This window comes from Blastopirellula retiformator (assembly GCF_007859755.1).
GTDB lineage: Bacteria > Planctomycetota > Planctomycetia > Pirellulales > Pirellulaceae > Blastopirellula > Blastopirellula retiformator.
In genome coordinates this window covers 872178-896636 of sequence record NZ_SJPF01000003.1, presented here as the reverse complement: position 1 = coordinate 896636, position 24459 = coordinate 872178, and the positions used below count along the sequence as shown (strand labels likewise).

Below are 24459 nucleotides of genomic sequence, written 5' to 3'. Positions count from 1 at the left end.
GAGCGATGCGATAGTAAATGCGGTCAACAGCGTTCTGCGCTGGATGTTCGGATTTTATGGATTCGCCTCCTTCCGGCAGCCGATAATTCGGAATGTTAGGAATTGGATCGCCGCAAGGGCGAAATGCCAGCAATGCATCACTGATCGAGACGTTTCGACCATGGATATCTATACTGCTCGCTTCGGAAAGCTGGAAATCGCGGATGAAGAGGTCATCTTGTTCGCGGACGGTTTGATTGGTTTCGAGAACCTGGTCAACTGGATTCTGCTGTCGGACGAACAGTCGGAAGATCTCGGCTGGCTTCAGTCGCTCCAGCAGCCGGAAGTGGCGCTGGCGGTAGTCAGCCCCCGCCGTTTCGCCCCCGAATACCGGGTGCGGATGGAAAAAGAAGAGTCCTCGCCGTTGCGATTGACGGCCGATGACGAAGTCTTTGTGCTGACCATCGTCAGCAAACATGACGACTCTCTGACGATTAATCTGCGAGCGCCGGTCGTAATCAATCTGACCAAGCAACTTGGTCTTCAAATCGTGACGACCGACGAACAGCCGCTGCAGTACGAAATCCAGAGCGAGCCGTCGGTCTATCGCAAAAGCGCCTAGTTCGGTCGAATCTGCAGACCAAGGATGGCGGTACATTCGTTTCCGCCGACAGAAGTCGACCCTTATGGCGGATATTGATTGGCGACCGATCAAAGGCCGATAGATGCTACAGCGGCCGGCGCCGCGACAGCGATGCTATCCCCACGCGGGACCGCTAGCTGACTACCGCTTAGAAGTAAACGCCCTACCGCTGGCTGGCGTCGCCGCCAATCGGAATAGAACAGCGCACCGAGGAAGGAGCCTGATATGCTCGTCTTGTCGAGGCATCGTGACGAAAGCATCATGATCGGCGATAACATCGTGATCACGATCGTCGATATTCGCGGCGACAAAGTCCGTCTAGGGATCGCCGCCCCGCAAGATATCCCCGTTCACCGCCAAGAGGTGTACGAGGCGATTCAACGCGAGAATCAACAAGCGGCTCGGCTGCAGCCGAACGAAGCCGCCGCTCTCCGTAAGACGAAGTAGTTCCGCGCAGCGGCGCCGCTACGATCGATCCCGCCTGATCGTCTTACCTATCGTAAACCGCTCTATGGCGCCTGGCCCGGCGCCTTTCTTTGTCGCGGCTGCGACCTCTTTTCTCCGCCCAGAAAATCGCAATCTGCGCCTGCGGCTAGGCGCAACGACACGGTGCTGAACAACGGAAAACGTCGAAATTCGACGCCCTGTACCGGTCGTAACGCTTGGGACTATTACGTTCTCTCGTCCCACCAGGAAAACTTCGTCAATCACCTAAAGCGTAAAACTGCGAGTGTCGATAGTCCTCGATAGATGATCGTGCATAGGATCGGTCGAGCGCTGGCGAGAAATCCTTTCACCAGGGCGAAGCGGCAGGATGACCTGCAGGGGCAGGAAGCCTCCTGAAATGACAATTAGAAAGGTGTGAATTGGGCTGCGTTCGCAGCCGACCGTTCCGATCAGTTTTGTTCCCCAGGCGTCGGACGGGCTCCAAAGCAGTCCCTGGATTTAGGAGGGGTGACTCCCAATGACCCGCATCAATACAAACGTTAGTTCGCTCGTCGCTCAAAAGAACTTGGGCCGCTCCAACTCGGACCTCAACACCACGCTCACGCGTTTGAGCACCGGTCTCCGCATCAACAGCGGTAAAGACGATCCGGCCGGTTTGATCGCCAGCGAATCGCTCCGTAGCGATATCACCAGCGTCGAAAAGGCGATCACCAATAGCGAACGAGCCAACCAGCTGATCGCCACCGCGGACAGCGCTCTTGGTCAGGTGAGCTCGCTGCTCAACGACATTCGCGGCCTGATCTCGGAAGCCGCCAATACCGGCGCCCTCAGCGATGACCAGATCGCGGCGAATCAGCTGCAGATCGACTCCTCGCTCGAAGCGATCGACCGTATCGCCCAGGTCACCTCGTTCCAAGGCAAGCGTCTGCTGGACGGTAACCTCGACTTCATCACCCAGAACGTCAACAGCTCGGCGATCGAAGGTCTGCGTATCGATCAGGCCAACTTCGGCACGCAAAGCTCGATCGGCGTCGCGGTCAACGTCGTCAAGCAGGCGACCCGCGCTGAACTGAACTACGGCTTCGGCGCCGTCGCCGACAACCTGGTTCTGGAAATCGGCGGCGCCAACGGTACCGAAGCGTTCAACTTCGCCAAGGGTTCGACGATCGAAGAAATCGCTTCGGCCGTGAACCTGGTCTCGGACGCCACCGGCGTGGAAGCGCTCGTCGAAACCGCCGCCACCAAGGGTGAGCTGACCGTCAGCAGCTTCGGCACCGACAACGACATCGTCCTGACCGCGAATGACGCTGGTTTTGAAGCCGGCGACGTTCGTTTGAAATACACCGAAGGCACCTCGACCACGACGTCGGCCAGCTTCACCGCTCCGGTCGGCGACGAACCGGCCAAGCTGGAAGTGACGCTGGGCGTTTCGGCCTATGAAGTCGCTTCGTTGGTCGTCGACACCGCGGGCGAAAACAACGCCTTCTCGATCACCGCCAATGACGCTGGGGCCGACTACAACGACATCAGCGTCGTGTTCGCCGATGGCGCCCAGCTCGGCGACGAATCGGCTTCGTACGACGCTTCGACCAAGACGTTGACGATCACCAAGAACGCTGCGTCGAACGCCGACTCGATCGTCAACGCGATCAACAACGCGACCGAACGTACCGCCGCCTCGTTCACCACTTCCGGCGCCGCGAACGCCTCGCTGACGGTGACCTCGAAGCTGCTCGGCGCCGACACCAACGCGGTCGGCATCGAATACACCGCCGGCGCCACGGCAGGTAGCGAAGTCGTCACTTTCGACGAGACGAACAACAAGCTCGTTATTCAGATCGACAGCGGCAACTCGACCGGTACGCAGGTTCGCGACGCGATCAACGCCCAAGTCGGCGACCTGTTCTCGGCCGCTTACGCGACTGGTAATGACGGTTCTGGCGCCGCCGCTACAGCCGATATCGCCGGTAGCTCGACCTTCGCCGGCGGCACGACGACCGAACGCTCCAACGCGTCGGTCTTGATCGGCAACGGCAGCACCAACGCCAATGCTCAGATTCACGTTCGCGCCCTCGCCGGCGGCGAGTCGGTTGACGGCGTCCAGGTCATTTACTCGACCGCAGGCGGTGTGTTGGCCGGTGCTGAAACGGCCACCTACGACGCCAACGCCGGCACCCTGACCGTTCAGGTCAACGCCGCGTCGACCGCCAACCAGGTGATCACGGCCATCGACGCGTTGACGCAGTTCGACGCTTCGACCGCCCTGGGAAGCGATGGTACCGGTACCATTCAAGTCGGCGACACGACCGGCACCACGCTGTTTGTCGGCGGCGACCGTCGTAAGGTTTCCGAGCTGTTCACCGCGGCCGTCACCGAAACGACTGGCTACGGCGCCGGCGCCGGCGCCGTTACTGCGACCGGCACCTACGCTGGCGGCGCGACCGCGGGCGGCGTGGATGGCGGCGACATCATCGCCACCTCCAACGACGTCATCGCGGCCATCAACGCCGCTGTCGGCAACGACAAGGTCACCGCCTCGCTGTCGGTCGGCAACGACGGTCACGATACGGTTACCGCGTTCACCGACTACGCCTACAACGGCGTCGCCGAGCAGAACACGTCGCTGCAGTTCCTGGCTCCGGAAGATTCGCCGAACATTCGTTACGTCTCCAACGCCGGCACCGGTCTGAGCATCGACACGACGACTGATCCCCGCGTGGAAGGTCTGTCGCAGACGATCATTCAGAACTCGGACGCCAACGGCACCTTCACCATCCGAGCCAAACTGCAAGGCACGGAATACGACGGCTACACCGTCAACATCCAGGACGACACCGTCCTGACCGGCGGCGACGAATACGTCTTGCTCGATCGCGAGAACAAGACGTTGAACATCTACGTCTCGGAAGGCGTTTCGACCGCCGACGACGTGGTGAAAGCTCTCAACAACGACGAGTACGTCAGCGACTTCTTCGAAGCCGAACACTTCGGAACGAGCACCGGCACCGACGTTATCGATAGCATCTCGACGAAACTGTCGGTTCCGGAAACGACCAGCGGCGGCCTGCAAAACGAAGGCACCCTGATCGTCAATCTGGAAACGGACGAAGATGGCAACATCCTGACGACCGCGAACGACCTGATCGCCTTCTTCGACGATCCGAGCGAGTTCATCTCGGACCCCGGCGAAGCGGCCACGACCTTGGCTTACCTCCAAGAACGCGGCATCAGCGTCACCAACGTCAGCGGTAGCGACGGCAGCGGCGTCCTGGAAGTGACCGACGAGGACATCACGTTCGCCACCAGCGGCACCGTCCTGGAAGACGCCCAAGCGGCGGGTACGACCTTCGCCGTCAACGGTTCGACCGCCCAACTGTCCTTCACCGCGATCAACTCCGGCGAAGAGTATGACGACGTGACGGTTCAGTTCGTCAACGACGCCACGGTTACGGCCGGCGTCGACGAACGTGGCGAATATGACGCCGCCTCGAAGACGTTGACGTTCTACATCGAAGAAGGCGTTTCGTCGGCTGACGACATCAAAGCGGCCCTGGACGGCGACGCCGACCTGAGCCTCGTGTTCAGCGTCACCTCCGGCGGCGCCGGCGTCGTCACCACCGACGATACCGCGACCTTGACCGGTGGCGTGGTCGACAACGGCTCGTCCGATGGCGCCGCGTTGCTTGGCAACTCGGACCTGGAAAACCTGGGCCTGACGTTCCAAGCCACTCGCTTCGGTTCGGACTCGTTCGTCAGCGTGAAGGCCCTCAGCGGCAGCTTCAGCCTGACCGATCAGGACGGCAACGAAGGGGTCGATCGCGTGACCGGTACCGACGTCGATGTTCGCATCAACGGTATCCAAGCGATCGGCGACGGCCTGAAAGCCTCGATCAACACGTCCTCGCTCGACTTGAGCTTCTCGATCGGCGAGAACGTGACCGACGACTCCGAATTTGAATTCGAGATCGTCGGCGGCGGCGCCTTGTTCCAACTCGGCCCCGACGTGGTCAGCAACCAGCAGGCCCGCCTTGGCATCCAGAGCGTTAGCACCGCCACCCTGGGCGGCGTCAGCGGTCGCTTGTTTGAGCTTCGCTCGGGCGGCAACAAGAGCCTGACGGCCGACGTTGGCGGAGCCGCGAAGGTGGTGGACGAAGTCATCGGCGTGGTGACCTCGCTCCGCGGTCGACTGGGCGCCTTCCAGAAGACGACCTTGGACTCCAACATCTTCTCGTTGAACGACACCCTGGCGAACCTGACCGAAGCCGAAAGCTCGATCCGCGACGCCGACTTCGCCACCGAATCGGCCAAACTGACGCGAGCTCAGATTCTCGTTCAGTCGGGTACCTCGGTGTTGGGTATCGCCAACCAGAACCCGCAAAACGTCCTCAGCCTGCTGCGTTAAGCGACAGCCTGAGACGCGAAACCACGAAAGCCTCCGCCAACCTGGCGGAGGCTTTTTTTATGCGCAATCCGCAAGCTTCTCTAATCGGAATAAGCTGGAGATCTTACCGCCGCGAGGTCGATATCTGATGATGACGCTATCTGTCTTCGACCTTAACGCAGGCCGCGCGGGCCGCCTGAGAAAGCGACAATTTCCCCTATGGCAGGGATTAGCAGCACCACTGGTCTGATTTCCGGCATCAACATTGTTGAGACGGTTACGCAGCTGCTCCAGGTCGAGGCCCGTCCGCGCGATCTGCTCATCTCCCGCACGCAGACCGTCACCGATCAACAGGGCGCCCTGAGCAAGGTCACCGCTTCGGTCCTTAGCTTGCAGTTTTCCGCCCAAGCGCTGGGCAAGACGGCCGTTTTTAACGCCCGCACGGCCCAAACCAGCAATTCCAGCGCCCTGACCGCGACCGTGACCGGCACCCCGCGCGTCGGCACGACGCAGGTGACGCCAGTTCGTCTGGCGCAGTCCCAGCAATACCTCAGCTCCGGCGTTTCGTCGCTCGACGAAGCGTTAAGCGCCGGTTCGATTTCGTTTAGCTCAAGCCCACGACTGGACAAGGGGCTCGACCTGAACCGGCTGAATGGCGGCGAAGGGGTCGCGTCTGGCAAGATTCGCATTACCGACCGCGCCGGCGATACGGCGACCATTGATCTCTCGTATGCGACGACGATTGACGACGTGCTGAATGCGATCAACAGCAACGACGATATCGATATCACCGCCACGATCGAGGGAGACCAGATCAAACTGACCGACAACACCGGTCAAACGACCAACAATCTGGTCGTCAAAGAGGTCTCCGGCGGATCGACTGCCGCCGACCTGGGGCTGCGCGACGTCAACGTCGCTGACAATTCGTACTTGGGCAACGACATTTTCTCGCTCCACTCCGGCACCAAGCTGTCGGCGCTGCGCGATGGGGCCGGCATTCGCCTGAGCAGCGATCTGGACGACCTGTCGATTACGTTCCGCGACGGCACCACGCGCAGCATCGGGCTTCGTCAGACCGCGCAGCCGGAAGCCGCCGCCGCCGCGTCGACGCCGACGACCGACCCCAAGTTCAGCATCACGGCCAACAGCGCCGGCGACACGTTCGATGGCGTCTCGGTCATCTTCCAAGACAATGGGTCGGTCACCCAAGGTGGGGAAACGGTCGTTTACGACGAACTGGGAAAAACGATCACGATTCAGATCGACGAAGGCTCGACGACCGCCGCCGACATTATTAGCGCGATCAACAACGACGCCGCCGCCAGCGTCCACTTCACCGCCGCAACGCTAGACGGCGGAACCGGCGACGGCCTGATTGACGAGATCGACACCGCGATTTCCAGCGGGGGCGTGGCCCTAGCGACGGCCGAAACTACGGCCGCCAACGCAAACGCCAGCATCGAGATCAGCGCCATCACCGCCGGCAGCGACTACGACGATGTAGAAATCTTGTTCGTCGATGACCCCGGCGTCAGCAAGGGAAGCGAAACGGTCGTCTACGACGACAGCGATCCCGGCAACAAGACGCTCACCGTTCATATCAAGGCAGGCGAATCGACCGCCAACGACGTGATCTCGGCGATCAATGGCGATCCGACCGTCAGCCCCCTCTTCTCGGCCGCCAATGCCGGCACGAGCACTGGCGCCGGTTTGGTCGACGTTACCGATACTGGCACAACCAGCGGCGGCACGGCCAATTCGATCGGCATCTCCACCGCCCAGGCGGTCGACAGCGTCGTCCAGCTGACCGCCAAACAATTGGGGGGCGACTACGACAACGTCACGCTCCGCTATGTCGATGACCCAGGCGTCACTGCCGGCAGCGAAGTGGTCGAGTACGACGACAGCGACCCCGACAACATCACGCTGACCGTGCGCGTGCAGCAAGGCGTTACCACCGCCGACGATGTGATCACGGCGATTAACAACAATGCGACCACCTCGGCCCGGTTTACCGCTGCGACCGCAACCGGCGGCAGCGGCAATCGCATCGTCGACGTCGACAGCACCGCGGTCACTTCCGGCGGAGCGGCTCGCGAAGAACGTTCGCCGCAGACCTTGGGCGACCTACTGACGATCTTCAACGAGATCGATCCGACCCGGCTGCAAGCGCAACTTTCGGCGGATGGGGACCATATCGAACTGATCGATCTGTCGACCGATCTCGGCGGCTCGTTCTCGGTCAGCAGCATTGGCGACGGCCACGCAGCCGAAGATCTCGGAATCGCCCTCTCAACCACCAGCGATACGATCTCCAGCGGTCGCTACATTGGCGGACTCAACTCGAAGCTGATCAGTTCGCTCAACGGCGGGCAGGGTTTCACGATCGGCTCGATCGACGTGACCGACCGCAGTGGCGCCACAGCGACCATTGACTTGTCGAGCGCTGAAACGGTGCAAGACATCTTGAACGCGTTCGACGATTCGGGATTGGGGATCGAAGCCTCGTACAATTCGGCCGGAAACGGCATCACCCTCGAAGACACGACCGGGCAATTCTACAGCAACTTCATCATCGCAGACGCCGACGGCACGAACTCGGCGACGCAGCTGAATATCGCGTCCGCTTCGTCCCAGACGAAAGTTGAATCGGGTTCGCTGCACTTCCAACATATCAGCGAAAACACGGAACTTGACTCGCTTCACGGCGGCGAGGGAATCAGTCGCGGCCGGTTTATCATTCGGGACACTTCCGGCGGCGCCCGGGTGATTGACCTCACCCTGCCCGAGTTCCAAACGGTCGGCGACTTGCTGAACGCGATTAACAGCCAGACCGGCGTCAAGGTGAAGGCCGAGATCAACGAAACCGGCGACGGGCTAAAGATCACGGACTTGGCTAACGGCGATGGCGATCTGCGAATTCTCGACTCGGGTTCGACCGGCACGGCGACGTCACTGGGCCTGGTCGGCGTCGGCGCAGTCGCGGATGGCGAAACGCGGCAAAGCCTGAGCGGTTCGTTCAACAAGACGGTCGAGATCGAAGCGGGCGACACGATCAACGATTTGATCACCAAGATCAACGATCTCGACGCCGGCTTTTCGGCCAACGTGTTTGACTACGGCGCCGGTTCTGGGCGGTATCGCATTTCGCTGACCTCCGACAATACCGGCAGCGGCGGCGCTTTTCAGATCGATGGGTCCAACTCGCAGTTTGATTTCAGCGAAACGGTCCGCGGACAAGACGCGTTGCTCCTATTCGGATCGAACTCGAACGGCTCGACCGGCATCCTGACCACGTCATCGACCAATACGTTTGGCGGCGTCGTCGAAGGGATTAGCGTTACGATCAAAGAGGCGACCAATTCGCCGATCAATATTAACGTTTCCGAATCGGACTCGGCGCTTGTTTCCGCCGCTGACTCCTTCGTGACGCAATACAATGCGTTGGTCGATCTGATGGACGATTACACCGCCTTTAACGAATCGGACAGCTCGACCGGCGTCTTATTCGGCACCAATGAAGCGAATCGGATTGATTCCGAACTGAGTGAGATCCTGACGAAACGCTTTCCTGGACTGGGCGACGTGCAATCGCTTGCGCAGCTCGGCTTTAACTACAACGACACCGGCAAACTGTCGCTCGACACGGCCAAGTTGCAACAGAAATTCGCCGAAGACCCCGAAGCGGTCGAAGAGTTCTTTCTGAAAGAGCAGACCATCGGTGGAGAGACGAAGAAGCTCGGTTTCGCACAGCAATTCGACGATCTGATGGAGTCATTCGCCGGCGCCAACAGTTCGCTGTTGATCAGTCGCATCGAAGCGCTGCAGAACAAGATCGACTTGAACCAGGAGCGGATCGACACCTGGAACGAAAAGCTTGAGCGTCGCCAAGAGATTTTGTTGAACCAATTCTATGATTTGGAATCGACGTTGGCGAATATCCAGGCCAACACGCAGTACCTGTCGGCGATTCAGCCAATTACGATCCCAGAAAGCTAGTCGCGGAAAATCGCACAAAGCCGGGCCCGCCAGCGTCCGATAGATAAAGCAACGCCCAGTAACCCCAACTTCTTGATATCTAACCCGGCAGAGTTCATGTTCGAATACGGCGCAACCAACTCCTATCTCGAAACGGAAGTCCTGACGGCGACCCCGCAAAAGCTTCAATTGATGCTGATCGGCGGCGCCATTCGCTTCGCTCAACAGGCCAAGCACCTGAAGGACGAGGGGCAGGACGAGGCCGCTTGGGAAGCGCTGCTGCGTTGCCGCGGAATCATCACCGAGATTCTGATCAACATCCGCCCGCAGATTACGCCGCTAGCAGGCCAGGTCGCCGGCGTCTATCTCTATCTGTTTCGCGAACTGTCGGACATCCAGATCTCGAATCAGTACGAAAAGATCCTGTCGCTGATTCCGGTATTGGAAGAAGAACGGGATACCTGGAGCCAGTTGTGTGAAGCGATGCCCGAGGCGCCCGAAATGCCTCGTGAAGAGGTGAAGGAGATCACCGTCTCCAACTCGCAACCGCTGCCCGAAAGTGGTCACCAGGGTGGAACGAGCTGGGGCCCGCACTCCCCGCCCGCCGGCGACTACGCCTCGGGACATGGTTCCGGCTTCTCGCTGGACGCCTAATTCTGGGGAATCTCCCGGCTCGAAATCGCCAAAACAGGTTGCGCCTGCTCGCAACCTGCGGTTGTCTCGATAAGGTCGCCTATCTTCCCCCTGTGCCCCGGTTGCGTAGGTCGGGCAGATCGGCGACGATTGAGAGATTGCCCTGCACTTAGCGATTTGACCCGGAGGTTTTCCCTTGTCCACCTCGACTCAACTGATTCGCGTCGGCCATAGTCCTGATCCCGATGACGCCTTCATGTTCTATGCGCTCGCCGCGGATAAGATCGACACCGGCGAATACCGTTTCGAGCACGAACTGGTCGACATCGAGACTCTCAACCGTCGCGCTTTTGAGGGTGAGCTGGAGCTGACCGCGATCAGCATTCACGCCTACGCGCATCTGTATGACAAGTACGCGATCTGCTCGTGCGGCGCCAGCATGGGGGACAACTACGGCCCCATGGTCGTCGCCAAAGAGGCCTGCTCGCTGGAAGACCTGAAGTCGAAGACGATCGCCGTGCCAGGGACGCTGACCTCCGCCTTTTTGGCTCTGCGTCTCTGTCTGGACGCCGACTTCAAGCATGTCGTCGTGCCGTTTGACCAGATCATCGAATCGGTCGCCGCCGGCGAGTACGAAGGGCAAAAGCTCGACGCCGGCCTGATCATTCACGAAGGGCAGCTGACCTTCGGTCGTGAGCAACTGCAGCTGATCGTCGATCTCGGCGTTTGGTGGCACGACCTGACCGACGGCTTGCCGCTGCCGCTGGGCGCCAATGGCATTCGCAAGGATCTCGGCGAAGAGAACATTCGCGAAGTGACCCGTCTGCTGAAAGAAAGCATCGTCTTCGGGCTCGATCATCGCCAGGAAGCGCTCGACTACGCGCTGCAGTTCGGTCGCGGGCTAGACAACCAACTGGCCGACAAGTTCGTCGGAATGTACGTCAACGACTGGACGGTCGACTTTGGCGAAAAAGGCCGCGAGTCGGTCCGCCTGTTCCTTCGCAAGGGTTACGAAGCAGGCGTTATCCCGACGCTGATCGAACCTGAGTTCGTCTAGAGCGGTTTTCCTCCATCTGTATCGTTCTGGCTGGTTGCGGCCGCCTTGACCAGCTTGCCTCACTAACGCCAGAAACGCTACCGCTATCAGAAAAACGCTCTAGGCGGCAATTCACGCTGGGGCGATCTGTTCCCAACAATCCGCTGAAACGGTAAAAAGGCTCCTTCGGGAGCCTTTTTTTTTGCCTGGTTTGTCGCGATTACAGCGGACCAAAACGCCCCCAAAATGCTACCGTAAATCAGGATAGATTAACTTTTCCTGACCTGTCGCGTACTCTTTAGACATGATCGAACGAACCTGGCAATCCGAACTCGCGGCGTTGATCGCGGCCCAAGAGCCGAAGTGGATCGACTTCCGCCGACGGCTGCATCAAAACCCCGAGCCCTCTGGTCACGAGTATCACACCAGCCTGGCGATTTACCAGGAGTTGAACTCGCTAGGGATTGATCTGCGCATGGGGCCCGAGGGGCGCGGCGTGCTGGCCGAATGGCATACGCCGCACGCCGAGGCGCTGCCAGAGGCGATCGCCGTTCGCGGCGATATCGACGGTCTGCGAATCCAGGATCAAAAAGACATTCCTTACCGCAGCCAATGCCCCGGCCTGATGCATGCCTGCGGGCATGACGCGCACGCGACGATGGCGCTATGGGCGACGGCCCTGATCGTCGAACTCGATCGCATGGGCGCCCTCCCCTGGCCGGTGCGTTTGCGAACGATTTTCCAACCGGCGGAAGAAACCTGCGTCGGCGCGTCGGAAATGATTTCGGTCGGCGCCTTGAAAGAAGTGCGTGAGATCTACGCGACCCACGTCGATCCGATGTTGCCGACCGGGCGAATCGGCTTACGGGTCGGAGCGCTGACCGCCAGTTGCGATGCGGTAAGGATCTTGATCCATGGCCTAGGCGGCCACGGCGCCCGACCGCATGAGTCGCGCGATCCGATCGCGGCGGCCGCCCAGTTGATCAACGCGTTGTACCTGTCGATCCCCCGCGTGACCGACAGCCAGGACGCCGTCGTCCTCTCCTTTGGGCGAATTTACGGTGGTGAAAACCTGAACGTCATTCCCGAACAAGTTGAACTGCTCGGCACGCTGCGCACGCTCGATCGCGACGTCCGGCAACGGACCATCGACCACATGCACCGCGTCATCGAAGGGGTTGAGCGAGCGACCGACACCTCGATCGCCATTCATTTTGACGTCGGCACTGGCGCCGTCATCAACGAGGCCAAGCCGATCTCGCACTTGAAAACGGCGATCGTCGAGTCATTCGGTCACGAGGCGATATATGAGATTCCTCGAGCCAGCATGGGAGGCGAAGATTTTGCATTCTATCTCGAACATGTGCCTGGCGCGATGGCGCGACTTGGCTGTCGTTCTCCATCGCTCGACGTCGCGCCGCTACTACACAGCCCCCTGTTTGATATCGACGAAGCGGTCCTGGCGATCGGCGCACGGACGTTGGCCAGTACCGTCATTCATGCGTTCGAACCCCACGAACCGCATCGCTGATCGCATCCGCCGCCCCTTCCTTCGCTGCCCGCTTGAGGAATCGCCCCGCCATGAGCAAGCTAGTTTTCACGTCCAACGAGGCGTTTACCGTCGGCATCGAATTGGAACTGGGCATCGTCGACAACCAGACGATGGCTTTGGCGAACTCGGTCCAACGGTTGATCGAAGTCGCCCCGCCGGAAGTTGCCTCGCGGATCAAACCGGAGCTGATGCAGTGCTGCTTGGAAATCAACACCGAGATCTGCCTGACCATCGATCAGGCCGAAGGGGATCTCCGCCGCAACCTGGCCGCGGTTCAGGCGCTGACTGACCAACACGGTCTCCGACTCTGGTGGGGATCGACGCATCCGTTCTCGCACTGGTCCGAACAACAGGTAACGCAGACCGAGCGCTACCTGAACCTGGTCGAATTGCTACAAGAGATGGCCCGCCGCCTGGTTACCAATGGGCTGCATGTGCATGTTGGCGTCGAATCGGGCGATAAGGCGGTGATGATCTGCGATCGCATCATGCAGTACTTGCCGGTGCTGCTCGCCCTGTCGACCAGCAGTCCCTTTTGGGAAAACCACGATACCGGCCTCGCTTCGCATCGCAGCAAGATCATGGAAGGTTTGCCGACCGCGGGCCTGCCTCCTTTGATGCGCAACTGGAGCGAGTACGTCTGGCTGGTCAACCACATGGTCGACACTGGATTCATCAATACGATTCGCGAAATCTGGTGGGACGTTCGCCCGCATCATAACTTCGGCACGGTTGAAGTCCGCGTCTGCGACATGCCGGGCAACCTGGACGACGCGATGACGATCTCGGCGGTGATCCAGTGCCTGGTCAAACATCTCTCGGACGAGATTGACCATGGCGCCTACCAACACGATTGCCACCCCATGATGGTCCGCCAAAACAAATGGCGGGCCTGCCGCTTCGGCTCGAACGCACAACTGGTCAACTCGTACACTTACGAAGTGGAGTCGGTCAGCCAAATCGTGGCGCGGCTCATCGAGCGGCTTATGCCGTCGGCGATAGAACTAGGCTGCGAAGATTACTTGCGACGTGCGCAAGAAATTGCCGACCGACCCACGTGGGCCGATCGGCAACGATTGATTTTTCAGGAAACCGGCGATCCGACCGAAATCGTGCGGCGAATGACCGAACAATCCCGCGTCGAAACGTCAGCAGCCGCTGAATAGCCCCCCTACAGGCCTTACTGGTTGATGCCCTGCGGCTTGAAATACTCGGGCTCGGCGCCAGGAATCCATTTGATGTTGCAGCCGAGGCTGGGCGTTTGATCGTCGCTTGGCTGTTCGCCGGCCAACACGGTATCGACCGCTTTGCGGAGATCTTCGCCGGTCACGGCGATGTCGCCGCCAGGACGACTGGCGTCAAACTGCCCACGATAGGCGAGCTTCTGATCTTTGTCGAAAACGTAGAAGTCGGGCGTGCAGGCCGCTTTGTACGCCTTGGCGACGGCTTGCGTTTCATCATAGAGATAGGGGAACGCGTAACCACGCTCTTCCGCTTCGGCGACCATCTTCTCTGGCGAGTCGGCCGGATAGTTGGCGACATCGTTCGGGCTGATCGCGACGACAGCGGCGCCTTTGGCCTGGTACTCGCGACCAAACGTGGCCAGGTCATCGGCCAGGTGCTTGACGAAGGGGCAATGGTTGCACATGAAAATGACAACCAGCGCAGGAGCGCCGGCAAAATCGCCAAGCGAGACGGTCTTTCCGTCGACGTTGACGAGCGAAAAATCGGGGGCTGGCGTGCCAAGCGGCAACATGGTGCTCTCGGTTTTGACCATGGGTCAGTCTCTCCTCTGCGGTATCTTGTGACTGGCGACGTTTGCGCTATTGTAGCGCAATCGGCGCACGCCGGAAACCAACCACCCACGCCGACGACTACCTGCCTGTTGAAAAATGCCATCGTGGCATTTTCCAACCTCGCCAGGCTCAGAGCGCAGCTCTTCGAGAAAATCAACGGACTGCTACGCCTTGCCGACGCGATGGAACAGCCGATACGCGTTTTCTGTGGCCAGTTTCACAAACTCGTCGAGCGATTCGCCTCGCGCGGCGGCGACGCAGGCGGCCGTATGCGCGACATACGCCGGCTCGTTGGGGCGTTTACCCCGGACCGGTTCTGGACTGAGATAAGGCGAATCGGTTTCGATCAAGATCCGATCTTTCGGTACCATCGCCGCCACTTCCCGCAGGTCGCCGCTCTTTTTGAAGGTGACCATCCCGGCGAAGCTGATGTACATGTCCAGCTCTAGACATTGCTGCAGCAGCGCCGGTTCGCCGGTAAACGAGTGCATGACGCCTCGCAGCGGCGCTCGCTTGGCCGCCTCTTGCAACATCGTCACAATGTCGTCGCCGCAATCCCGCATGTGGACGATGAACGGAAAGTCGCGCTCTTGCGACAGCCGCAAATGCCGATCGAAATAATCTTGCTGCAAGTCGAACGGAGCGTAGTCCCAATAGCGATCGAGCCCCGTCTCCCCCAACGCGACAACCCGGGGATGATCCAGCATCGCGACGATCCGCTCCCAATCGCCAGGCTGCACTTCAGCGCAGTTGTTGGGCTGGATGCCGACGGTGGCGCAAATCTCCGGGAAACGCTCAGCGAGTTCGATCGCTTGTTGACTATCGTCGGCAGTCGTGCCGACGACCAGCATTCTTTCGACCCCGGCTTCTTTCGCCCGGGCGACAACATCGTCTATCTGCGTCAGCAGCGCTTCGTCAAACAGATGCGCATGCGTATCGAACAAACTCATCGGCAATCCACTCTTCATTACGAGGCGGCCAAATCGGCGGCCGCCTCTTCCAGGTTCTTTAGATGTCCCTTCGCCATGCCAAGCGCTTCTTCGGCCAGTTCGCGGGCCGGCGGCTCGTTGGGCATGACCGCGGCCAGATCATCAAGCCGCTCGACAAACCCTTGCTGAAACTGCTGCGTGCGCTTCACCAAATATTCGACCGACAGATCATGCAGGCTGGTGAACTCCATCGGAAATTGGCCCAGCGGCAGGTCCAATCCTAACGGCTCTAACTGGGCCACGATCTTGTCGACCAGGTACTTGTGATCGCTCGCCAGTTGCCGGAGCACATCCACCGCCTCTTCATCTTCATACCCGACCCACGGCCGCGTAAAGCGGAGATAGGCAGGGAGCGAGTGTCGATGCAGCGCTGCGAGTTGATTCAACAGCTGTGCGGTAGACGAAGAAAACATGCGACGACGATTTCCGCGGTTAGGTCAAAATGTGCGACACGGCCTCGAGCAGCCACGCGTTGAGGAAGTCCCAATTGAACATGAGCAACACCAGCGGAGCGGTCACTAGCGCCAAGTAGCCGTTTTGGATCATGCCGATCGGCTTTTGCATCGGCGCGGTCTCGTCCGACTCGCCATCGATCGTCATCACCTTGGCGATTCGCAGGTAGTAAAACAAACTGATCGCCGTGTTCAAACCGCCAGCGACCAGCAGCAGCATCAGAAAGGGATACGACGTCTGGTTCCAAGCCTGGGCGATCGCCGCAAAGATGGCGAATTTGCCGATGAACCCCGCCAGCGGCGGCAAGCCGATCAAGCTGACCAAGATCAACGTCAAGCAGATCGCCAGCGTCGGGCTGCGCCGCAACATCCCGGCGTAGTCTTTGATCTCGTCGCTACCGACCGCCTCGCGGACGAACGCGACCGCCGCAAAGGCGCCGAGGTTCATGAACAGATAGATCACCGCATAGAGCGCCAGATAGGCGATCGCCTGGCGGGCGGAGTCCTGACTCACTTCCGCAACCGCGATCGCCGCCGGAACCGCCATCATCATGTACCCGGCATGGGCAATCGTCGAATAAGCGAGCAGCCGCTTGATGTTCGTCTGCGCGTACGCGGCCAGATTGCCAAACGTGCAGGTCGCCACCGCGATCACCGCGACTAGCAAGCAGACAAACTTGCGAGCCGGCGCCAGCGTTTCCGTTGGCTTGGCATCGTCGGCTTGCTTGGCGTCGACAAAATTGACCAGTTGCACTTCCGACGGATCGGTCACAACCTGCTCCACTGCCGGCTTGTCTTGCCTGGCGACTTGCTCGGGCTGGGCAGGCAAAGTGGTGAAGCCAATCGCTACCCGCACCAGCAGCGCCAGGGCCGCCGCTTTCGAGGCGACCGACAGAAATGCATTCACCTCCGAAGTCGCCCCTTCAAACACGTCGGGACACCAGAAGTGGAACGGGAACGCCGATAACTTGAACGACAAACCAACGCCTAGCATCAAACCGCCGAGCGCCAGCACCAAGATCTCGGAACTGCCGGAATCGGCGGCGAGCACTTCGCTGAGCCGCGTCGCCATCGTCGGCAGATGGGCCGAGTTTAGCACGCCGCACAACAGGCTGATCCCGTACAGCATGACGCCTGCGGCTCCGGCGCCGTAGACGGCATACTTGAGCGCCGCCTCCGACGCTTTTCGGTTGCGCCGCTGCAGCGCGACCATGACGTACGACGGGACGCTCGCCATTTCGACCCCCATGAAGACCATGATCATGTGGTTCGAGGCGACCATCATGAACATGCCGAGAGTTGAACCTAGCGCCAGTACGACAAAGTCGGTGCTGTCGTACTTCGCCGCCAGGCGAGTGACTTTCGTCAGCACAAAGAAGAGGAGCAAGAAGAAGAGCAACAGCGTTTTAATCGCGATCGCAAACCCATCATGCGTCAGCATGCCGGTAAAAAGTTCCGTCGGCTGAAGATCCCCCATCGCGACTGGAGTTGTCGCCCCCTCAGCATTTACCGCCCAAGGTTGAAACGGACGGAGCGCGATCAACGCCGCGACCACGCCGACGATCGCCAGCCAGACCGCGTCGATCTTTTCCAAGACCGGCAACATGCGGCAGAGCAAAATCAGCAAGATCGCGAACGTCAACGTCAACTCGGCGCCAATCAGAGGCAAGCTCTGCTGGAGCGTGTCGATTCGGAGTTGCTCGATCAGTTGATAAAACATGCAGGCTCGGCCTTGTCCTTAAATCTCGCCCTTGGCAGCGACGACGTCGGCCGCTTGTTGGTCCAATCTGGGCGCTACAGCCGCAGCGGTCTTCTCTTGTTCGGCTCGCTCTTGTTGCAGCCGCGGGATCTTCGTCTCTTTGGTCCACGTGGCGAGGTCTTGCACTTGGGCGTCGACCGTGGCGTCCATGTAGCGGAACACGGTGTTTGGCAGCACGCCAAACAAGATGGCAAGCACACAGAGCGGCACAGCAATCGCCATCTCGCGAAGATTGATCTCGGTGAGCGCTTCTTCGTGCTTCCCCTTGTACTCTGGTCCCAGGTAGACCCGCTGCACAGCCCACAGGATATAGCCGGCGGTCAAGATCACAACAAAGGCGCCGGCGACGGCGAGCAACGCGCTGAACTTCCAAACCGAAAGGACGACGAACGCCTCGCCGATAAAACCGCACAGCCCCGGCAACCCGAGCCCGGCGAAGAAGAGGATGATCGCCATCGACGTGTAAACCGGCATCTTGCCGAAGAGCCCGCCGAATTGGTTGAGGTCGCGATGATGGACGCGGTCATAAATGACGCCCACCATAAAGAACATGCCGGCCGAGCTGATGCCATGCCCAATCATCTGGAACAAGGCGCCTTTGACGCCCATGTTCCACGAGACCGGATCGCCAACGACCGTCGCGCTCCACACGCCCAGCCCCAGCACCACATAGCCCATGTGACTGACCGAACTGTAAGCGACCATCCGCTTGAAGTCGGACTGCGCGAGCGCCGCAAAGGCGCCGTAGATCATGCTCAGCACGCCGATTGAGCAAACAACCCAAGCCAGGTCATAGCCGGCGTCAGGACAGATCGGATAGCAAATCCGAATGATCCCGTAGCCCCCCATCTTCAGCAGCACGCCGGCCAGAATCATGGAGATCGGCGTCGGGGCTTCGACATGCGCATCCGGCAACCAGGTATGGAATGGCGCCGACGGCAATTTGATCGCAAAGCCGATAAACAGCAGCACGAACGCCCACCACTGCAGCGACTGACCAAAGAAGGCCTCTCGATCGAACAGTTCGGTATGCTGCCCCATTTGCTGAAGGGCGAGGATGTTGAACGTATGGACGGGCGTTTCTTGGGCGGCGATCAGTTCCTGATACTTGGTCGCGGCGGCCAAATGCTCTACCGGCGAGCCGATCTGCTCGACTCCGGCCAAGCGAACGCGGCTGTCGACCAATTGCTGCGGCGTGAGTTGCCGGAGATCGCTATTGAAGAAGATCATCAAAATGGCGACCAGCATCAGCACGCTGCCGAAGAGCGTGTAGAGAAAGAACTTGATCGCCGCGTATTCTTTGCGTGGGCCGCCCCAGACGCCAATCAAGAAGTACATCGGCAGCAGCATCACTTCCCAGAAGATATAGAACAGGAAGAAGTCGAGCGAGATAAAGACGCCCATCATTCCGCCCAGCAGCACCAGGTAGAGGACGCAGTAGCCTTTAACATGTTTGTCGATCGTCCAACTGGCGCCCATGGCAAGCGCGCTGATCAGCGCGGTCAGCACCACCAGCGGAAAGCTGATGCCGTCGAAGCCGAGGAAGTAGTCAATGTTGAACGTCGGAATCCAGGGGAGGCTGACGACGTTCTGCATGCCGGCTTGCTGGATGTCGAACGCGATCGTCTCGTTACCGCCGAACGTCATCCCCAACAGCACGCCGCCCAACAGCACCATCGTCGCCAAGAGGGTCGCGTAACGGATCACGTTCTTCCGATCGCCGGGAATAAACGCAATCAGCGCAGCGGCGGCCAACGGAAAGAATATCAGCGCCGACATCGAGAAAGTGACGAGATCCATAATTCCAGTTCCCGCGGCGATAAAACCTCGGACCAGGCTGCCTTACGTAAACGATTAGCGAGCGAAACCGTATGACCAAAAACTCATCAGCACAAACAACGCCAGCGTGCCGACCACGATAAACATCACGTACTGCCGCAAGCTGCCAGTCTGCAGGCCGCGGAGCGAACTACCGGTGGCGTACGTCTTGGCCGCGAGCCAATTGACGGCGCCATCGACCGCTTGGCGATCGACCCAATACTCGCCGACGCGGGCCAGTTGCCGCACCGACCAAGCGAGACCATTCAGGAAACGGTCAATGCACTGCGTATCAAACCAGGCGGCGCAAGCCGCGATTCCTTTCGCCGGTCGCACAAACAGCAGCTCGTACGCTTCGTCAAACCACCACTTGTGTACCAAAAACTTGTAAATCGGGGCGAACGCCTTGCGGGCGTCGACCGGATCAAGCGACTTCCACAAATACATCAGCGTCGCCAAAAAGATGCCCGTCATCGCGGCGCCAAACGCCATCAGGCCGACCGGCGTGCGGATCTCCTCAGCGTGACTCTTCGACTCATGCAGCCAGACGTAACCGCCGTCCAGACTCGCCATATCCGACCAAAGCCCGACCGGGCGTGCTTGTTCGATCAGGTTCGCTAGTCCATAGTTGCCGAAGATGGGCCACGCGACCGCGACCGCCATGACCGATAATACGATCAGCGGCACATACATCACCTTGGGCGATTCGTGGGCATGGTCGTAGCGATGTTCGTCACGCGGCTCTCCGGCAAAGGTCAGGTACCACATCCGGAACATGTAAAACGCGGTCACCGCCGCGCCGCCGGTCGCCGCATAAAAGAAGACCGAACCCCACAGCGGATTGGCCGAGCGGAACAAGTACGCCTGCTCCAGCATCAGGTCTTTGGAGTAGTAGCCGGAGAAGCCGAACGGAATCCCCAGCGCCGACGGCACGCCGACGCCAGCGATCGCCAGACAACCGATCAGCATCGTGTAGGCGGTGTACGGCATTTTCTTTCGCAGGCCGCCCATCGCCGTCATCTCGTTGGTATGGACGGCGTGAATGACTGAGCCGGAGCACATAAAGAGCAAGCTCTTAAAGAACGCATGCGTCACCAGGTGCATCACCCCAGCTGCCCAACCACCCAGGCCCAGCGCGAGCATCATGTAGCCGAGTTGGCTGACGGTCGAATAGGCCAGCACCCGCTTGATGTCGGTCGCAACGATCGCAATCGAGCCGCCAATGAGCAGCGTCACACAGCCAATCACCGCGATCATCAGCAACACCTCGGGCGCGAAGACCGGATAAAACCGGGCGACCAAAAAGACGCCGGCCGCAACCATCGTCGCCGAGTGGACCAGCGCCGAGACAGGAGTCGGGCCTTCCATCGCATCGGGCAACCAGACATGCAGCGGGAACTGGGCGCTCTTTCCAATACATCCGCAAAAAATGCCAATTCCGGCGACCACCAACAACCAATAGCCGTAACGCGTCGCATCCCCTTCCGCTTTGCCGTCCCGCCACAATGGGACTTGCGAAAGGATATCGCTCTGCAGTTGGTCGGTTGTCGTCCCCGGCTGGGCCGTCGCGATCAACTCTTCGACTTTCCCCTTCGCCCCCTGCAGCACCATTCCGTCCGGCACCACTAACCCGTGCAGACCATCTTCCCCGGCAGGCCGCAATAGCGAGAACAAACCATATTCGTTCGGCTCGAGCGTGCCGTTTTCGTTTCGATCGACGTCGCCAAAGTTGAAAGTCGCTAGGCTCGCCCAGATCGCCATCAGGCCGATCAGCATGCCGAAGTCGCCGACGCGATTGACGATGAACGCTTTGTTTGCCGCGGTCGATGCAGAGTGTCGTTCGACGTAAAAGCCAATCAGAAAATAGCTGCAGGCCCCGACCAACTCCCAGAAGACGAAGGTCATCGCGATATTGCCCGAGATGACCAGCCCCAACATGCTGAAGCAAAAGAGGGACAGATACTGGAAGAACCGGGGATAGCGGCCCGGGCGTTTCAAATGATCGCCATCGGAAAGCGTTACCTCGTGATCGGTCACCTCATGCAGTTCTTCGTGCATGTAGCCGGCCGCGTAGAAATGAATGCAAGTCGCGATGAAGGTCACGACGCAAAACATCACGATCGTCAGAGCGTCGATGTAATAATTGATCGCGACTTCAGCACCGTAGAAGCGCCCCAGCGAATACCAATGCCCCGTGTAGACCGGCGGAATGAAGTGCGGATCGACCCCGTCGTCGTCATGCGGGTGAGCATGTCCGTGGTCGCCGTCGTGCATCGCTACAAGCTGCGCCGCCCCTGGGGAAACGACGGCTTGAGACTCTTCATGAGCGGCATGATGCGCCGATGGCGGAGCGTGACTGGTCACCCAGATAGCGCCTGCCGTCAGCGAACACATCGCCGCCGCCGCGATCGCGCCGGTCGCGATGTACGAGCCGAGTTGATCGAGCCGCTTGCCGAACAAGAAAATCACGACGAACGAAACTAGCGGAAACAAGACCGCTAGTCCGAGCAGAATCGGCAGACTGTCTTCAGGAGTCAGCATCAGCCCTTCAACTCGTTCGCCTTGTCGACGTCGATGGTGGAATGGTTGTTGTAATAGTTCAGCGCGATCGCCAATGCGACCGCCGCTTCAGCCGCCGCCAACACGATGACGAACAGCGCCAGCAGACTTCCTTCCAGACCCAGATTCTCCTCACGGAAGTACGGACTAGCGAACGCCACGAAGTTGACGTTGGCGCCATTGAGGATCAGCTCAACGCCCATCAGCACGCCCAGCGTATTCCGTTTCGTCGCCATACAGACGGCGCCGATCGCAAATAGGAACGCGCCAACCGCCAGGAAGTGGGAAAGCCCCACCGGCTCCGTCAAAAAGTCCATCAATGTCCTCCTTCGCCAGTGGGCGAGACCGATCGCTTCGACCGCGCCAGATAGGCGGCCCCGATCAGCACGACCAGCAAGTGAACCGAGACGATTTCGAATGGCAGCAAGTAGCCAGCGTAACCGGGCGAGTCGAGCTCGGGCTGGTCCGCCCGCACGCCGACCAATCCCAAGCCAACCTGCGAGGTTAACCCAGGCTGGCCATATTTCAGCTTCGCCAATAGCGGGCGCAGTCTCGCTTCCTCTTCCGGCGTCAGTTCGGTCCGATTGTCGGCCGCCATCGCCGCGATGATTTCTTCTTCGGCGGCGGTTACTTCGGCTTGCAACTGAGCCTGGTAGTTGCTGGTCCGCCAAGCCGGCACGCTAAAGGCGATTTGCGTCAGTAGCGCCAGTAGCGAACCGCCGACGATGAGCGCCAAGATCCAGTCGCCCGCCTTTGTTTTCATGCTGATGAACGCCTGCTGTGCGGTCAGCATCACGCCAAAGATCAACAGCACGACCGTTCCGCCGACGTAAATCATCAGCTGCATCGCGCCCACAAAATGGGCGCCGGTCAAGAAGATCAATCCACTGGTCGCCGCCAAGCTGATCACCAGGAAGAACGCCATCCGAACGACGTTATTCGAGACCACCATCGCCAGAGCAAATCCGCAAGCGGCGAACGAGACCAGGTAGAAAAAGACCGTATGCCAATTGATGGCGGCCGACAGCAGCAAGGGAAGGTTCGTCATCGGGCCTCCTCCTGCGCGCGAGTCGATTTCGCAGCGACGCGATCCGCCGCATCTATATCATCTGAGACCTGGGCCTCTTGTTGCGGGCCCCCTTCGACGGCCGAGTTCAACTCATACGCTTCGGTCGCCAGGCGTTTCTCAAGTCGCTGCATCCGGTCATCGATATCTTGCACCCACCCTTCGCGAACGTCGGCGCGAGCCTGCATCGGCAAGACGTCATTCAGGAAAGGCAGATGCGCGGCGGTCCAGATCAGCGAACCGACAAAACAAAACGCCGCGATCGGCACGCAATACTTCAGGCACATCGTAATGACTTGGTCGATCCGCAAGCGGGGAAGCGTCCACCGCACCCACATCATCACCAACACGCCGATCGAGGCCTTCAGCATGAAGTTGCCCAGGCCAACCAAGTTAGCGAGCGTCTCGAGCGGGAAGTTTCCTTCTGGTACCCAGAAGAAGATCGGGATCGGTCCGTTCCAACCGCCAAAGAACAAAATGGCGGCCAGCCCGCTGACCAGGAACATCGAGCCATATTCGGCCATGAAGAACAAGCTCCAGCGAATGCCCGAGTATTCGGTCAAAAAGCCGGCGACCAATTCGCTTTCCGCTTCGGCCAGGTCGAACGGGGCCCGATTCACGCTGGCGATGCCACAGGTGAAATAAACCCAAAACAAGATCATGCAAAAGGGATCGTGGAAGAACAGCCAGTTGCTAAACAGGCCAGCCTGCTGATCGCCGATCGTCACCAGGTCCATCGTTCCGGCGATCATCACCGGCACCACCACACAGATCCCCAGCGGCACTTCGTAGCTGACGACCTGAGCCGCTTGCCGCATCCCGCCAAAAAGCGACCATTTCGATCCGGATCCATAGCCAGCCAGAATCACGCCGAACACTTCCAGTCCGAGCACGGCCAAGATGAAAAAGAGCCCGATGTTCAGTCGTACGCCGACCCAATCGCTGGCGAACGGCAACGCCATGAACGCCGCAAAACTGGCGGTGAGCGAAATATAAGGCGCCAACTTGAACAGCAACGAGTCGGCGTCGGTTGGCATCAAGTCTTCTTTGCCGAGCAACTTGATCCCGTCAGCCAACGTTTGCAGCCAGCCGAACTTGCCGCCGGTGCGGGTCGGGCCGAGTCGATCTTGAATACGACCGGCCACCTTCCGCTCGAGCCAGATGAAGACGACCGCGCCGACGGCGATCACGTGCAACAGCAAGATCGCCTGAATCACCGCCGCAACGAGCCAGCCAACCCAATCCCAACCCTCTGGAAGCCAGGTTGAAAAATAGTCGGCCATGGGAATCGCGATCCGTCGGTTCGAGCGTACTGTTTGGGGAAGGAAAGCGGGCAGTCGTTTGCAGCGGTTATCATACCGCTCGTTG

17 protein-coding genes are annotated in these 24459 nt (G+C 59.6%); 8 read left to right on the top strand and 9 right to left on the bottom strand.

The features are described from left to right. Positions 1-160 precede the first annotated feature (160 nt). The 8 genes from fliW (at position 161) to Enr8_RS15425 (ending at position 13818) form a co-directional block, all read left to right on the top strand. Entirely contained in the window at positions 161-601 is a 441-nt protein-coding gene (gene fliW, locus Enr8_RS15460) for a flagellar assembly protein FliW (RefSeq protein WP_146433086.1), read from the top strand. Between the two features lie 246 nt (positions 602-847). Next, positions 848-1069 (top strand): carbon storage regulator CsrA, encoded by a 222-nt coding sequence (gene csrA, locus Enr8_RS15455; protein ID WP_105339260.1) that lies wholly within the window; start codon positions 848-850, stop codon positions 1067-1069. Positions 1070-1586: 517 nt separating this feature from the next. Continuing rightward, the gene (locus tag Enr8_RS15450) at positions 1587-5471 is read left to right on the top strand and encodes a flagellin N-terminal helical domain-containing protein (RefSeq protein WP_146433084.1); all 3885 of its coding nucleotides are present in this window, start codon (positions 1587-1589) and stop codon (positions 5469-5471) included. 198 nt (positions 5472-5669) lie between these two features. Then, positions 5670-9452, top strand: a complete 3783-nt coding sequence (gene fliD, locus Enr8_RS15445; RefSeq protein ID WP_146433082.1) for a flagellar filament capping protein FliD — start codon at positions 5670-5672, stop codon at positions 9450-9452. A gap of 96 nt (positions 9453-9548) precedes the next feature. Further along, positions 9549-10085 (top strand): flagellar export chaperone FliS, encoded by a 537-nt coding sequence (locus Enr8_RS15440; RefSeq protein WP_146433080.1) that lies wholly within the window; start codon positions 9549-9551, stop codon positions 10083-10085. A 175-nt stretch (positions 10086-10260) separates the two neighbouring features. Continuing rightward, positions 10261-11121 carry an MqnA/MqnD/SBP family protein gene (locus Enr8_RS15435; protein WP_146433078.1) on the top strand — a complete coding sequence of 287 codons (861 nt, stop codon included), beginning with the start codon at positions 10261-10263 and terminating at the stop codon, positions 11119-11121. Between the two features lie 283 nt (positions 11122-11404). Next, positions 11405-12631: a M20 metallopeptidase family protein gene (locus Enr8_RS15430; protein WP_146433076.1), complete on the top strand. Its 1227-nt coding sequence runs from the start codon at positions 11405-11407 to the stop codon at positions 12629-12631. A 50-nt stretch (positions 12632-12681) separates the two neighbouring features. After that, positions 12682-13818, top strand: coding sequence for a carboxylate-amine ligase (locus Enr8_RS15425; RefSeq protein WP_146433074.1), 1137 nt, complete (start codon positions 12682-12684; stop codon positions 13816-13818). A gap of 14 nt (positions 13819-13832) precedes the next feature. Here the strand turns inward: Enr8_RS15425 and Enr8_RS15420 are convergent, their stop codons facing one another. From Enr8_RS15420 to nuoH, 9 genes are all read right to left on the bottom strand, one after another. After that, positions 13833-14429: a thioredoxin family protein gene (locus Enr8_RS15420; protein WP_146433072.1), complete on the bottom strand. Its 597-nt coding sequence runs from the start codon at positions 14427-14429 to the stop codon at positions 13833-13835. A 183-nt stretch (positions 14430-14612) separates the two neighbouring features. Next, positions 14613-15398, bottom strand: coding sequence for a TatD family hydrolase (locus tag Enr8_RS15415; RefSeq protein WP_146433069.1), 786 nt, complete (start codon positions 15396-15398; stop codon positions 14613-14615). Between the two features lie 17 nt (positions 15399-15415). Next, a complete protein-coding gene (locus Enr8_RS15410) occupies positions 15416-15850 on the bottom strand; it encodes a hypothetical protein (RefSeq protein WP_146433067.1) in 435 nt (144 codons plus the stop codon). A gap of 19 nt (positions 15851-15869) precedes the next feature. After that, positions 15870-17609 carry an NADH-quinone oxidoreductase subunit N gene (locus Enr8_RS15405; protein ID WP_146433064.1) on the bottom strand — a complete coding sequence of 580 codons (1740 nt, stop codon included), beginning with the start codon at positions 17607-17609 and terminating at the stop codon, positions 15870-15872. 18 nt (positions 17610-17627) lie between these two features. Beyond that, positions 17628-19448, bottom strand: a complete 1821-nt coding sequence (locus Enr8_RS15400; RefSeq protein ID WP_246120096.1) for a complex I subunit 4 family protein — start codon at positions 19446-19448, stop codon at positions 17628-17630. Between the two features lie 54 nt (positions 19449-19502). After that, positions 19503-22007 carry an NADH-quinone oxidoreductase subunit 5 family protein gene (locus Enr8_RS15395; protein ID WP_146433062.1) on the bottom strand — a complete coding sequence of 835 codons (2505 nt, stop codon included), beginning with the start codon at positions 22005-22007 and terminating at the stop codon, positions 19503-19505. Beyond that, positions 22007-22342, bottom strand: a complete 336-nt coding sequence (gene nuoK / locus Enr8_RS15390) for an NADH-quinone oxidoreductase subunit NuoK (RefSeq protein ID WP_146433059.1) — start codon at positions 22340-22342, stop codon at positions 22007-22009. Before nuoK ends, Enr8_RS15395 begins: the two co-directional genes overlap by 1 nt. Further along, entirely contained in the window at positions 22342-23073 is a 732-nt protein-coding gene (locus tag Enr8_RS15385; RefSeq protein ID WP_146433056.1) for an NADH-quinone oxidoreductase subunit J family protein, read from the bottom strand. The genes nuoK and Enr8_RS15385 overlap by 1 nt, the downstream gene beginning before the upstream one ends. Further along, entirely contained in the window at positions 23070-24374 is a 1305-nt protein-coding gene (gene nuoH / locus Enr8_RS15380) for an NADH-quinone oxidoreductase subunit NuoH (RefSeq protein WP_146433054.1), read from the bottom strand. Before nuoH ends, Enr8_RS15385 begins: the two co-directional genes overlap by 4 nt. Positions 24375-24459 lie beyond the last annotated feature (85 nt).

What these genes read in the sequence shown, in the direction of transcription:
- Enr8_RS15395 (WP_146433062.1), bottom strand. Translation starts at nt 22,007, where the DNA reads ATGCTGACTCCTGAAGACAGTCTGCCGATTCTGCTCGGACTAGCGGTC.
- nuoH (WP_146433054.1), bottom strand. Translation starts at nt 24,374, where the DNA reads ATGGCCGACTATTTTTCAACCTGGCTTCCAGAGGGTTGGGATTGGGTT.
- Enr8_RS15430 (WP_146433076.1), top strand. Translation starts at nt 11,405, where the DNA reads ATGATCGAACGAACCTGGCAATCCGAACTCGCGGCGTTGATCGCGGCC.
- nuoK (WP_146433059.1), bottom strand. Translation starts at nt 22,342, where the DNA reads ATGGACTTTTTGACGGAGCCGGTGGGGCTTTCCCACTTCCTGGCGGTT.
- fliD (WP_146433082.1), top strand. Translation starts at nt 5,670, where the DNA reads ATGGCAGGGATTAGCAGCACCACTGGTCTGATTTCCGGCATCAACATT.
- Enr8_RS15415 (WP_146433069.1), bottom strand. Translation starts at nt 15,398, where the DNA reads ATGAGTTTGTTCGATACGCATGCGCATCTGTTTGACGAAGCGCTGCTG.
- Enr8_RS15385 (WP_146433056.1), bottom strand. Translation starts at nt 23,073, where the DNA reads ATGACGAACCTTCCCTTGCTGCTGTCGGCCGCCATCAATTGGCATACG.
- Enr8_RS15400 (WP_246120096.1), bottom strand. Translation starts at nt 19,448, where the DNA reads ATGGATCTCGTCACTTTCTCGATGTCGGCGCTGATATTCTTTCCGTTG.
- Enr8_RS15410 (WP_146433067.1), bottom strand. Translation starts at nt 15,850, where the DNA reads ATGTTTTCTTCGTCTACCGCACAGCTGTTGAATCAACTCGCAGCGCTG.
- Enr8_RS15440 (WP_146433080.1), top strand. Translation starts at nt 9,549, where the DNA reads ATGTTCGAATACGGCGCAACCAACTCCTATCTCGAAACGGAAGTCCTG.
- Enr8_RS15405 (WP_146433064.1), bottom strand. Translation starts at nt 17,609, where the DNA reads ATGTTTTATCAACTGATCGAGCAACTCCGAATCGACACGCTCCAGCAG.
- Enr8_RS15420 (WP_146433072.1), bottom strand. Translation starts at nt 14,429, where the DNA reads ATGGTCAAAACCGAGAGCACCATGTTGCCGCTTGGCACGCCAGCCCCC.
- Enr8_RS15450 (WP_146433084.1), top strand. Translation starts at nt 1,587, where the DNA reads ATGACCCGCATCAATACAAACGTTAGTTCGCTCGTCGCTCAAAAGAAC.
- Enr8_RS15425 (WP_146433074.1), top strand. Translation starts at nt 12,682, where the DNA reads ATGAGCAAGCTAGTTTTCACGTCCAACGAGGCGTTTACCGTCGGCATC.
- fliW (WP_146433086.1), top strand. Translation starts at nt 161, where the DNA reads ATGGATATCTATACTGCTCGCTTCGGAAAGCTGGAAATCGCGGATGAA.
- csrA (WP_105339260.1), top strand. Translation starts at nt 848, where the DNA reads ATGCTCGTCTTGTCGAGGCATCGTGACGAAAGCATCATGATCGGCGAT.